This is a genomic window from Arthrobacter sp. Soil762, from assembly GCF_001428335.1.
Lineage (GTDB): Bacteria > Actinomycetota > Actinomycetes > Actinomycetales > Micrococcaceae > Arthrobacter.
In genome coordinates this window covers 72,096-83,770 of record NZ_LMSG01000001.1, presented here as the reverse complement: position 1 = coordinate 83,770, position 11,675 = coordinate 72,096, and the positions used below count along the sequence as shown (strand labels likewise).

The window sequence follows — 11,675 nt, the reverse complement described above, 5'->3', positions numbered from 1 at the left end:
GTGGCCGCAGCGGAGGATAATGGCAGCCAGAGCCCAAGAGTCCGCGCCACTGTGAGGGGGTCCCATGCCGCCGGTTCCGCGCATCACAGTGGAGGTTCCCGTCCTCACGGTTGGTGCGGGCCCGTCCGACTACGAGGCGCTGGCCAGCTATGTCAATGCCCCGCGCAGGCCGCAGGGGCTGCACCTGACGCTGCTGCATATCGGCATCCTGGCGGATTTTGCGCAGGACGTCGCGGACTGGACCAAGGGGATCACCCCGGCCGGTGAAGCCGCCCGGCGCACGACGGGCTGGTTGCAGGGCCTGCCCATACTGGACGGGTTTGCGGGCACCTCGGAACAACTGATCGTGCTGGGTGGCGGCGGCATCTCCGGGCTCGAAGTGGATGTGCCCGATCGCGTGCACGACTACCAGGTGTCCCTGGTGCAGGGCCTGCATGATCTCCTGGACCGGCTCCTCGTGGACAATGTGGACGACTTCATCCTCAGTTCCCCGGCGCTGGGCTACCGGTACCCGCACTGGGTGCCCCATGTCGCCGTCGGCCGTCCCCTGTCGCGGGATCACCGGCCGCGGACGATTGCCCCCGTGACCCTCGTCTTTGGCCCGTCGCGGATCAGGAACGGCCGGTTCCTCACGGCTGACTGAGCAGCCAACGCGTCAGAGCGCGGCACCCTTCCAGGCCCGCACGCTGCGCGAACGGACACTTGAGGCCACTCCCCCACACCCGTGCGCGAACGGACACTTGAGGCCCCGCGCGAAAAACCTTCCCAAAGTATTTCTCGTCACTGGCTAGAAGGAACCTTAAATGTCAGACCCTCGCAAGATGATGTGAGTATGAAAAGGACAACCGCGGTGGAGGCGTTGGAGGCCATTAGGGCTTCCGTTGCTGCGCTTGCTCTGGTGATCCCTGGCGCAGATCCTTCGGGTGAAGGGGATCCGGATCCGCTGCGGCATCAGTCCGACGCCTGGCTGGACACCCTCGCGGAGGCTGCCCGACTGCAAGCTGCCGCGGCTGCCCTCGTAGTCCACGCCGCCGCCGGGTTCGCTGACACTACGCGGGCGATGGCCTCCCCGAATGCCCTGCCACAAGGCCTCATCGCGCAGGACATGGCAGTGGCCTCCGAGGTCGCGTGCGTCCTGACGGTCAGCGAACGGACGGCCGGTGCGCTTCTGTCCGAGGCCCACGAACTGACCACCACCCTCCCGCTGACGCTGGCCGCCCTGCAGGACGGGAGCATTTCGTGGCAGCACGCCCGGGCAATGGTCGATGAAACCGCGAACTTGGACGCCGCCGGCGCCGCCGCGTTGGAAGCCCACTTTCTGGACCCCGATGCACCCAACCCTGCACAGGGGTGCCCCGCGGGGGGAACTCGTGCCGTCCCGGTTCCGGCACAAAGCCCGGACCTGGCGCGAACGCCACCACCCGGACAGCATCGAAAAACGCCACACCAAAAGCGCCCTGGACCGCCGGCTGGAGTTCGCCCCGGACCGGGACGGCATGGCCTGGCTGAGCGCGTACCTCCCCGCGGACCAGGCGGCCGGGATCTGGGACCGCACCACCACCGCGGCCCGCGCCCTCCAAGGGCCCCGTGAGGACCGGAACCTGAGCCAAATCCGCGCCGACGTGGCCGCCACGTGGCTCCTTGGCGGCACTGCGGAGCACGTGACGTCACCGTCGGCACAGGTGCTCGTGACCGTGCCGGTGTTCGCCCTCATGGGCCTCACCGACGAACCCGCAATGCTCGATGGGTACGGCCCCATCCCGGCGTCGATGGCCAGCCGTCTGATGGCCGAAAGTTCCTCGTCGTTCCACCGTGTCTTGACTGATCCCCGCGACGGGGCGCCGCTGGAGATCGGACGGACCAGCTACCGCATCCCCGTCAGCATGCGGCAATGGCTCCGTCTGCGGGACGGGAAATGCCCGTTCCCCGGCTGCAGCAACCAGTCTCTGGACAATGAGGCCGACCACCTCCTCGCCTGGGCCGACGGCGGCACCACCGGCATCATTAACCTCGGGCAGCCATGCACCAAGCATCACAGGCTGAAACACGCCAGCGGCTGGACACCCACTGGGGCGACCAGGGACAAGCCACCCGGCTGGATTTCACCGACAGGCCGTCAGTACGCCAGCGAACAACAGGACTGGGAACCACCCGATTGGCCATCCGAAAGCCTGAACCAACTATGGCACCGGGACGTTGGTCCTGCCCTGCCCGAAGACTCCCTGCCCGGCGAACCGCTTGAAGGTCTGCGCCCGGTAGATCCTATGCCGGAGTGCGTCTGGCTGCAGTGGCCGCTCCACGATCCTGCCCCGGACGAGCTCTCATCTGACCTGTTCCCACCTGACGAGCTGGAACATCGTCTCGGCGTGTCCATGCCTGAGGATCCCCTTCCGGCATGGATCTGGCAACAGGCACCAGCCGACGAACCATGGCCGGAGTGGGGCGCCCCTCAGCTGGTCTAGCTCCTCCGGGACCCGGCTGCCCGTGCGGACCGGACGTCCCAAGCCGGAAACGCATGCGGCAGTTACTGTTTCTGACGGTCAAGCGCGTCGAGCAGCCGTTTGACCGAGCCTCCAAGGTTCCATTCGACGGCGAGACGCTCCAGTTCGGCTCGCGATTCTCCTTCGACGGGGTGCAGCTGCGCACCCGCTTCCTCGAGGGTGGGAAGCTTGAGGTTGCGCACAATTTTCACCACCGTTGGCGCGACCGTAAGGTAGTCCGCGGCCGCGGCGAGCTTTGACCGCACGGACGCGGATACTCCGCCTCCCCCGTCGGCGGCTGCAGCGAGCAGGTTCTTAAGTGTGCCGTACTCGCCCAGGAGCGACGCGGCGGTCTTCTCGCCGATGCCGGCAACGCCTGGCAGCCCGTCGGAGGCGTCGCCGCGAAGGGTCGCGTAATCGGCATACTGTTCGGGCAGCACGCGGTACTTCCCGACGACGACGGCGTCCGTCACGACTTCGAGGTTCCTCATGCCCCGCGCGGTGTAGATGACCCGGACCTGACGGTCATCGTTGACGGTCTGGAAAAGATCACGGTCGCCGGTGACCACATCCACTGGGAGGTCCGCGTGGCTGGCATAGGTCCCGACGACGTCATCGGCCTCGTGTTCCGCGGCCCCCACGATGGCGATGCCGGCGAGTTCGAGCGCGCGGCGGATCATCGGAAGCTGCGCCTCGAGCGCGTCCGGGACGACCTCGACGTCGGGGGCATCTGACACAAGTTCGGCAACCCGGTGCGACTTGTAGGTCGGGATGAGGTCCACGCGCCACTGCGGACGCCAGTCGTCGTCCCAGCAGGCAATCAGATGCGTTGCCTCGTAATCCGTGGTGAGGCGGGCGATCATGTCCAGGAGGCCGCGAGCCGCGTTCACCGGCGTTCCGTCAGCACTGCGGATCGTGTCCGGTAAACCATAAAAGGCGCGAAAGTACAGCGACGCAGTATCAAGCAGCATCAGGCGGTGTGGCATACCTGATCCTGACACGGAAGAAGCTGCCGGGCTACGAGCATTTACCAGCGACAGAACGCTCCCATGGGGTTAGGATGCCTCTATCGGTTCAAGCAGCGGACCAAGAACTTCCGTGTTGAGAGGTTTCCCCTTGGCCGAAGATGCACCCGTAAAGACCGCGCCCGGCGTGCCCTTGAAACAGGTTAGTGACCGGCGCGCGCCGTCACGTCATCACGACGACGACCGGAACGGCCCCGCCGCACCGGCAGACCGGAAAGCTGTTCCCAACCCCTATGGCTTCGACCGGGAGCACTGGCCGGGCCCATGAGCCCGGGTGGTGTCCTTCGATGAGCGCGCGAACTCCAGGCTGACGACATGCCCCACCTCAGCGTCAACGGTGTTGATCTCTACTACGAAGAGAGCGGCCAAGGGACACCAATACTAGGCGTGCACGGAACACCCAGTTCGGCTGTGATGTGGGCGGACGCCGCAACCGAACTCGCCCGGCATGGCCGCTGCATCATCTACGACCGCAGGGGTTTCCACCGCAGTGCCCCGCCGCGGCCGTTCGCGACCTTGGACCTGGTGGATCATGTCGACGACGCCGCGGCAGTCCTGGCGGCGCTCCATGCCGGGCCGGCGATCGTGATCGGCCGCAGCACAGGCGGCCTGATCGCCGTCGAACTTGCCCGCCGTTTCCCGGACAAAGTCAAAGCCCTGGTCCTCCTGGAACCTGCGTTGTTCACCATTGCTGCTGATGCGGATGCCTGGGCCCGCGACCTGCGGCGCCGTGTGCTTGAGCGCGCGGACGGTGAGCCCGGGCTTGCTGCCGAGATTGTGATCCGGGAAGCCCTTGGGGACGCGACATGGGAGTCGATTCCCCCCGGGGTCAAACAGATGTTTGCCGGCATGAGCCACGCTGTCCTGGCCGAAATCAACGGCCACGGCCTGGATCTCAGCGACGATGCATTGGAACTGAACGAGGAGCAACTCGCCGGGATCCGCCGGCCCGCCCTGATCGTCTCCGCCGAGGACTCCCCCGAGGCCTGCCGGTCCGTGAACGCAAGGTTGTCGGGTGCGTTGCCCTTTACCCATACGGTTCTGGTCCCGGGCGGGCATCTCATTGATCCCGCCCATCCGGCTGTTTTGGACTTCATCGACCGGAACGCCGGACCGGACCCTTGGGCCTAGAAAGGTTGCCTTGATCCTCGCGGCTGCCCTGACCGTGCCGCCGTCAGGGCAGAATGGACAGCATGACCCTTACGACCTTCGCCCTGATCCGCCATGGCCAGACAGACTGGAATGCGCAGCGTCGGCTCCAGGGAGCCACCGACATTCCGCTGAACGACGTCGGCCGTCGGCAGGCGCGCGACGCCGTCGATGTCCTGTCAGACTACGAGTGGGATGCGATCGTGTCCTCGCCGCTTAGCCGTGCCGCGGAAACCGCCAGCGTGATTGCGGACGGGCTGGGGCTGAGCGTTACGCGGCACATTCCGGCGCTCGCCGAACGCAGCTTCGGACCGGCAGAGGGGTTGCAGGCCGGCCCCGAGCTGGAGGCCCTGCGCATACCCGGTGGTTACCGCGGCGCCGAAAGCGAGGAAGACGCGGCTGCGCGCGGGTTGGGTGCACTGGAAGCGCTAGCCGAAGAATTCCCCGCCCGCCGCGTCCTTGTGGTCGCACATGGCACACTCCTCCGGGTGAGCCTTAACCGCGCCATCGGCCGCACATTGCACAGGATCGACAACGCGGTGCTGAACCTTGCCCACTTCCATGCCACCGAGGGCTGGCACCTCGAATACTTCAACGGCGAGCGCGTAGTGGCTGCAGCCCAGGGCTGATAAACCTAGGCGTCCGCCGTAACCTCGAACGTTTGGATGGTCCTGCGCTCCAGGATCACGATCTGCGCGGGGTCCTCCACGCCTTGGAAGAAATCGCAGGAAATGTTGGCCTCCTCCGTACGCGTGGCTGCGGCCATCTCGCCCAGCAGGCCCAGGACCGTTTCCGTTTCTTCCGGTTCCACCTGGTAGCGGACTACCCGAGCCGCCACCACAAGGGCGTAAGCCAGAGTTGCCGGCCGGCGCCGCGGTGTTCTTGACCGTGACATCGGCGCTGGATAGCGTCGCGACTATGGGCACTATCTTTGGCGGCATGGCGGTAAGCCTCGATGGCTACATCCGTTCAGAGAGCGGAGACCTGTCATGGCTGAACGATGCCATGGCCAAGAATGAGGATTACGGATTCGAGGCAACTGAGCGCCGAACCGGAGCCTATGTCATGGGTGCCAATACCTACCGGGAAATGGCGGCAATGGGCGGCCGGGGCTCCGCGGTTCCCACGTATGTTCTCTCCCACGATGAAACCCTGGCCACGGGACGGAACACGCACCTGTACTCCGGCGATTTGCGCGATCTTGTCGCCCTGATAAAGCCCGCCATCCCTGAGGAGAAGGACATTTGCGTGTTCGGCGGCGGTCAGCTCATCACTGAATTCATCGAGTTGGGTCTACTGGACGAACTGGGCGTCGCCGTCGTGCCGGTCATCCTCGGCGGCGGGGTGCCCTTCTTCGGCAGGATCAGCGAGCGGACAAAACTTGCGCTCCGGGAGTGCCGCTCCTTTCCGTCCGGCATCGTGCTGCTGAACTACCAACTGATCGGCCCCACGGGCTAACGGGAACCGGCGCCGGAACCAAGCGGACGTTGCCATACTCAACGTAGCCGCTGGCAGCTAGACTCAGAGCCGAGCGTCCGTGACAGCATCCGGACATTTGGAGAGAAACGGAGGTGGTTTTGATGACTGCTACAGCCGTGCGCCCAGAGCGCCCCGCACACATCAAACCAATCACCACCGTCTCCAGCACCCGCACGACGTAAGCGCGCAACTCACCAACGGACAGGCCTAACGGCCGCAGGGCTACGCTGATTCCGGAGTCTGGAGACCTCTCCCGAGGACTCACCTTGAACAATTCCTCAGGCATCAGCCTGGACAGCTATTCCCTATCAACCTCCGACACGACCCCCGGGCCCGAAGGACCCGCCACGTACGGCTACTCCCCCGCCGTCGCCGCGTATTTTGACGCGCACCAACCGCAACCCGAACACCAGACCAGTCACCCCGCGGAGCAGCGCTACGAGCGAGGCCGGGTGGTGCGCTTGGACCGCAACCTCGTCCTCACAGCCGTCGGCCGCGAGCTTCTCCATCTGCCGTACCCGCTCGATGCCGGCGTTCCGGTCACTGGGGACTGGGTCTGGATCGGGCCCAACCGCGCGGGCGGCCGCCAGATCACAGGGATCCTCCCGCGCCGGTCTGAGCTCAGCCGGAAGCGCGCCTTTGAAGATTCCTCGGAGGCGCAGGTCCTGGCCGCGAACATGGATGTGGTGGGTGTGGTGGTCCCGGTGGACCGGCCGCTCACGCACAACCGCCTCGAACGCACGCTCGTTGCAGCCTGGGATTCCGGCGCGGTTCCGCTGGTGATCATCACCAAAGCCGACCTTGCTGACATAGCAGACGACGTCGTCGGGAAGGTGATCCTGCAGGCTGCAGGCGTGGAGGTGGTCACCACGTCAGCCGAGAACGGTGACGGGATCGATGCGCTACTTTCGCACCTGCCGCCGCACAGCACACTGGTCCTCCTAGGTCCCTCAGGTGCCGGCAAATCCACGCTCATCAACGCCCTCGTGGGCCACCACGTCCAGCACACCGGCGAGGTCCGCTCCGACGACTTCAAGGGCAGGCACACGACCACGTCCCGGGAACTCGTGCCGCTGGCGAACGGCGCCGTCCTCATGGACACGCCGGGCGTCCGCGGATTCGGCCTGTTCGACGCCGGTGAAGGCCTGGTCGAGATGTTCGGCGACGTCGAGGATCTGGCCAGCCGCTGCCGGTTCTCTGACTGCGCCCACCAGCAGGAGCCCGGCTGCGCCGTGCAGGCGGCCTTGGCGGACGGGACGCTGGAGGAGCGCCGCTGGCTCAGCTACGGAAAACTCCAGCGCGAACTCGCCGCGCTGGCCCGCCGCACGGATGCCGCCGCCCGCCGGGCCTACCAACGCGAGTGGCACCAGAAGGTGGTGGTGGCAGCCAAATCGCAGCGTTCCGCTGAACGTGACAGTTCCGAGCGACGGGAGGAGCAACGGTCCAAACGTAAGCGGCGCTGAGCCGTCATTGACCCTGACCGCGGACCGTAGGTCCGACGGCGGCGGTGGCCGGCGGAAGGGGGCCAGCCGGTGGGGCCGGGGCGGGCAGTGTGCTCCCGTCGCCGGCATCTGGCTGCCACGCCTGGAGTTCTGATGCGCCCTGGTCCAGGCGGAACGGCGGATATTCATCGCGCATCAGGGCTGCGTAGGTGATGACGCGGTAGATCCAGCGGTTGAAGTCCATGAGCAGGTCGAACAGCGGGCGCTGGTAGCGGCCGCTGGACAGCAGTATTAGCGCCGCAACAAGGACCAGGAAGCCAAACAGCGAGAATCCCGTCCCGGTCTCGTACCTGATGCCTGGGGTTTCGGGGTCGGTCCAACGGACGGTACTGGTGCGGGTCGGGTTCACCTATGCCGGCGACCCGCTCGGCGAAGGCCTGCTCGACTACGAGTACATGATCAGCAAGTTCCAGCCCCACCAAAGAAGTATCAACCAGATCGTCGAACACTGGCTGCCCTAGCAGGACTCCGAGGCGGAGACCATCCGCCTCGAAAACCAGTCGACCCAGCACAGCAGAACGCATCCAGGCCGAAGGCCGCGAAATCACCTCCACTGACGAGGCAGTCAAGAACGCCGGCGCGATCCTGCTCACCCTGGACCCCGCTGCCGCCTACGCCGGCCTGCTGGCAAAGCGCGACGACGTCGTCCAGGCCGTTGCGCACCCGTGCCACCCGTCCGTATTCCTGGAGCGCACCACCAAGGAACACAGGGCCGACACCTTCGGCGGCGAGGGCGCCCTCAGAACGTGGTTGCCGCGATCGACGAGGACGCCCCGGCGGACACCCGCGAGGCGGCCGAGGCCGTCATCCGCACCATCTACGCCCCCGTCATCGACATGCACTGGGTGACCGTCAGGTAGCTCACCATCCTCGAGCCCACTCTCGTGGAAACCGTCGCGTGCATGATCGGCACCCTGCTCAACGAGGCACTTTACGAGACCGTCCACACCGCCGGCGTTCCCGAGGAAGTTGCCGCGCACCGGGCTAGCTGTGTTTCATGACCTAGTCCTCCAGGACCCCGTTGCAGAGACGGTTGACTACCTCGGTGAGCATGGCGAGTCCGGCCACGATGTCCTGGTCCGTGGTGTATTCGTGTTCGTTGTGGGAGATTCCGTCCACGCTCGGGACGAACAGCATGACGGTGGGCACCAGGTCCTTCATGTTGATTGAATCGTGCCCGGCTAGGGTCATGACCTGCTTGCTGGACAGGCCCAGGTCCGCGGCCACCTTGGCGGCGAGCTCCACGCCTTCGGTCTGGTACCGGGTGACCGGCCAGGAGTGTGAGTGGTTCCGTTCCACGCTGATGTTGGCGGCGCGTTCAATCGCGGGGATCCGTTCGTGGAGCAGCGCATCGGCCTCGGCCAGGACGGACTCGTCCGCGCTGCGCAGGTCCAGCAGGAGGTTGACCCTGGACGGGACCACCACCGGCGAGTTGGGGTAGACGGTCAGCTCACCCACCGAGGTGTGCAGCACGCCGGGGAACCTGTCTGCCAGTTCGCGGGCGGCCACCACCAGCATGGCGGCGCCGAGGAGGGCGTCCTTGCTGTCCGCGATCACGGTGGAGCCGGTGTGGGCCTGTTCGCCGTGGACCACAAACTCGTACTTGTTGGCCGCCCAGCTGGACTGCACCAGGCCGATGGTGATGCCATCGCGCTCCATGCTGCGGCCCTGCTCGATGTGGATTTCGGCGCAGTAAGCGGCCGTAGGTCCGCCGTAGTCCCCCCGACAGCCAACCCCGTCCAGCGCCTCTCGGACACTGATCCCCTGGGTGTCCGTGGTGTTGAGGGCTGTTTCAAGGGCGAGCTTCCCAGTGTAGACGGAGGAGCCCATCATGGACGGCTTGAAGCGGGAACCTTCCTCGTTGAACCAGTTCACCACGGCGATGTTGAACTTCGGCTTCCCGGAAGCGCCGCCGCCGGCGGCCCAGTTCTCCACCAGCCGGAACGCTGCGTGCGCCGCCGCCAGGACGCCGAACGCGCCGTCGTAGCGGCCCGCCGTCGGCTGCGAATCCATGTGCGAACCCACTACGACAAACGGTGCCCCCGGGACGGCCTCGAAGAGGCCCCACTGGTTGCCGGCGCGGTCGAACTTCACGGTGAACCCGCGGGCCTCCAGCAGGCCAGTCAGCCAGCGGCGCTGCTCGCCGTCCGCGGCGGTAGCCGCCTGGCGGTCCACACCGCCGTTTTCGGTGGCGCCGAACTGGCTCATAACGCGGAAGTCTTCAACGAAGGCGGCGTCGGGGGCGGTGAAGGTGGGTGTTGTGGTCATGATGTTCCCCTATGAACGGTGGTGGTCTGAACGGTAGTAGTCAGTGGATGGTGAATCGTTGGCACGGCTGGCGGTGCATCCGTCTGGTAAGTGAAGGAGCCGCCGACGGCGGTGCCCAGGACCCGGAGGTCCGCAATGTTGCCGGTGGTCAAGGGCGATCCGGACAGGATGGTGAAGTCCGCCAGTTTGCCGGGTGTCAATGACCCCTTAGTGGCCGAAGCGCCGGTGGCTGCGGCCGCCCCGGTGGTGTAGGCGGCGAGGGCCTGGAACGGGGTGAGCCGTTCGTCCGGATTGCCGAACACGCCGCCCGAGGCCATCCGGCGATCCACAAAGGCCTGCATTCCCTTGAGTACGTTGCCGTCGGCCACGGGCCGGTCCGAGCTGCCGGCCAGCGTCACGCCGGCCGCCAGGAACGTCGCCGCACGGTAGGCCCAGCCCAGCCGCGCGGTGCCGAGGGACTCCGTCATGCCGTCGCCGCCGTCCCGGAAGAAGCTTGCCTGCGGGGTCACGGCGATGCCTGCCGCTGCCAGGGCGGCCAGCTGGTCGGGCCTGACCATGGAGGCGTGTTCGATCCGGTTCGGCAGCGCTCTGTGGCCGTATTTGGCCGTGCAGTCCGCCAGGATGCCAATGGCAAGGTCCACCGCACGGTCGCCGATGGCATGGGCGGCGATGGCCCAGCCAGCGGCGTAGGCGGCCTGAATCCTGTCCCTGAGCTGGTCCGGATCGGCCTGGAAGTAGCCCCGGTTGCCCGTGTTGTCACGCTGGCCGTGGCTGCAGAAATCCTGGCTGACGGCCGCTGTCTCCCCCAGCAGCGAGCCGTCGAGGAAAACCTTGGCGGGCCCGAGGGAGAGGAAATCGTTGCCGAAACCGCTCGCCATGCCCAGGTCCAGGCCTTCCGGCCCGGGAACCCCGGCAGTCCCGGGAACCCCGGCAGTCCCCGAACTGTGCCCCTCAAGGGGATGAAGGACGTCCAGCACCGGCATGACCTGCGCCCGGGCATGCAGCCTGCCGTTGGCGAGGGCGCGCTGGTATGCCGCGAATTCAACGGGGCTATGGCCGATCCAGCCGCCGCCGATGCCCGCTTCCGTAAAACTGGTGATGCCCTCCGAGGCATAGTGCAGGGTGGCGCGGTCCAGCGCATCTTCCAGGGCGCCGAGGGAGTACGGCAGGATGAGCTCCTGGATCAGCTGTTGCGCCGTTTCCTGGAGGAGGCCTGTGGGCCTGCCGCCGGCGTCGCGGACTATCACGCCGCCGTCGGGATCCGGGAACGACGGCGATTGCGCACCTGCCAGCCGCAGCGCGGCGGTGTTGACCACCGCCATATGCCCGGAGTTGTGCCGGATGAACAGCGGACGGCCGCCCGTGATCCGGTCCAGCACCGCGATGTCGGGGAAAGCCCCGCCGTGGTGGTGCTGGCTGAAGCCGGTGGCCATCAGCCAGCCACCGCCGTCGCCGGACCCGGCCGCTCCGGGGTCCACGGCTGTTTCCGCTTCCAGCAGCGCGTACAGCTGGTGCAGCCCGCGGGCACCGGACACGTCCAGTTCCGCCAGGCCGAGGCCGAACCAGGCGGTGTGGCAGTGGGCGTCGATGAAGCCCGGCGTCACTGTGGCGCCGTCCAGGTCCCGGACCTCGGCCGCGGCCAGCCCGTCGAGGTCGCCGTCAAAGCCCACGATGCGTCCCTGCCACACCCCCAGCGCGGTGGCGCGCGGACGGTCCGCGTCCATCGTGATGATGTCCGCGTTGCGCAGCAGGAGGTCGAGTTTCATGATCGG

General features: G+C 66.6%; 12 protein-coding genes and 1 pseudogene. 8 read left to right on the top strand and 5 right to left on the bottom strand.

Annotated elements, in window-relative coordinates; translation table 11 throughout:
- Nucleotides 1-64: 64 nt before the first annotated feature.
- Together ASG77_RS00400 and ASG77_RS00390 are read left to right on the top strand one after the other, a co-directional pair.
- The gene (locus tag ASG77_RS00400) at nt 65-643 is read left to right on the top strand and encodes a hypothetical protein (protein ID WP_056339658.1); all 579 of its coding nucleotides are present in this window, start codon (nt 65-67) and stop codon (nt 641-643) included.
- 685 nt (nt 644-1,328) lie between these two features.
- Nucleotides 1,329-2,462, top strand: a complete 1,134-nt coding sequence (locus tag ASG77_RS00390) for an HNH endonuclease signature motif containing protein (RefSeq protein ID WP_056339653.1) — start codon at nt 1,329-1,331, stop codon at nt 2,460-2,462.
- A gap of 62 nt (nt 2,463-2,524) precedes the next feature.
- Here ASG77_RS00390 and ASG77_RS00385 read toward each other — a convergent pair whose 3' ends face one another.
- The gene (locus tag ASG77_RS00385; protein WP_200950592.1) at nt 2,525-3,466 is read right to left on the bottom strand and encodes a 5'-3' exonuclease; all 942 of its coding nucleotides are present in this window, start codon (nt 3,464-3,466) and stop codon (nt 2,525-2,527) included.
- 354 nt (nt 3,467-3,820) lie between these two features.
- Here ASG77_RS00385 and ASG77_RS00380 point away from each other — a divergent pair, with 354 nt between their 5' ends.
- The gene (locus ASG77_RS00380) at nt 3,821-4,636 is read left to right on the top strand and encodes an alpha/beta fold hydrolase (protein WP_082575761.1); all 816 of its coding nucleotides are present in this window, start codon (nt 3,821-3,823) and stop codon (nt 4,634-4,636) included.
- Between the two features lie 62 nt (nt 4,637-4,698).
- On the top strand, nt 4,699-5,283 hold the full coding sequence (locus ASG77_RS00375) for a histidine phosphatase family protein (protein ID WP_056339642.1): 585 nt from the start codon (nt 4,699-4,701) through the stop codon (nt 5,281-5,283).
- A 5-nt stretch (nt 5,284-5,288) separates the two neighbouring features.
- On the opposite strand, the gene ASG77_RS00370 is transcribed toward ASG77_RS00375, so the two are convergent.
- The gene (locus ASG77_RS00370; RefSeq protein WP_156380148.1) at nt 5,289-5,549 is read right to left on the bottom strand and encodes a putative quinol monooxygenase; all 261 of its coding nucleotides are present in this window, start codon (nt 5,547-5,549) and stop codon (nt 5,289-5,291) included.
- A gap of 23 nt (nt 5,550-5,572) precedes the next feature.
- On the opposite strand from ASG77_RS00370, the gene ASG77_RS00365 reads away from it, so the two are divergent.
- Together ASG77_RS00365 and rsgA are read left to right on the top strand one after the other, a co-directional pair.
- Nucleotides 5,573-6,112 (top strand): dihydrofolate reductase family protein, encoded by a 540-nt coding sequence (locus tag ASG77_RS00365; RefSeq protein ID WP_056339637.1) that lies wholly within the window; start codon nt 5,573-5,575, stop codon nt 6,110-6,112.
- Between the two features lie 287 nt (nt 6,113-6,399).
- Nucleotides 6,400-7,596 carry a ribosome small subunit-dependent GTPase A gene (gene rsgA, locus ASG77_RS00360; protein WP_056339634.1) on the top strand — a complete coding sequence of 399 codons (1,197 nt, stop codon included), beginning with the start codon at nt 6,400-6,402 and terminating at the stop codon, nt 7,594-7,596.
- Nucleotides 7,597-7,600: 4 nt separating this feature from the next.
- Here rsgA and ASG77_RS00355 read toward each other — a convergent pair whose 3' ends face one another.
- Nucleotides 7,601-7,984: a DUF4389 domain-containing protein gene (locus tag ASG77_RS00355; protein ID WP_056339632.1), complete on the bottom strand. Its 384-nt coding sequence runs from the start codon at nt 7,982-7,984 to the stop codon at nt 7,601-7,603.
- Here ASG77_RS00355 and ASG77_RS22785 point away from each other — a divergent pair.
- Nucleotides 7,968-8,096: a hypothetical protein gene (locus tag ASG77_RS22785; RefSeq protein WP_268760627.1), complete on the top strand. Its 129-nt coding sequence runs from the start codon at nt 7,968-7,970 to the stop codon at nt 8,094-8,096. The genes ASG77_RS00355 and ASG77_RS22785 overlap by 17 nt on opposite strands.
- Before the next feature lie 43 nt (nt 8,097-8,139).
- A pseudogene (locus ASG77_RS20970) lies at nt 8,140-8,609 on the top strand (phosphogluconate dehydrogenase C-terminal domain-containing protein); the annotation flags it as partial.
- A gap of 28 nt (nt 8,610-8,637) precedes the next feature.
- On the opposite strand, the gene ASG77_RS00350 reads toward ASG77_RS20970, so the two are convergent.
- Both ASG77_RS00350 and ASG77_RS00345 read right to left on the bottom strand, forming a co-directional pair.
- Complete coding sequence (locus ASG77_RS00350; RefSeq protein ID WP_056339631.1) at nt 8,638-9,903, bottom strand: M20 family metallo-hydrolase; 1,266 nt, start codon at nt 9,901-9,903, stop codon at nt 8,638-8,640.
- Complete coding sequence (locus tag ASG77_RS00345; RefSeq protein ID WP_082575760.1) at nt 9,900-11,669, bottom strand: amidohydrolase; 1,770 nt, start codon at nt 11,667-11,669, stop codon at nt 9,900-9,902. Before ASG77_RS00345 ends, ASG77_RS00350 begins: the two co-directional genes overlap by 4 nt.
- Nucleotides 11,670-11,675: the final 6 nt, after the last annotated feature.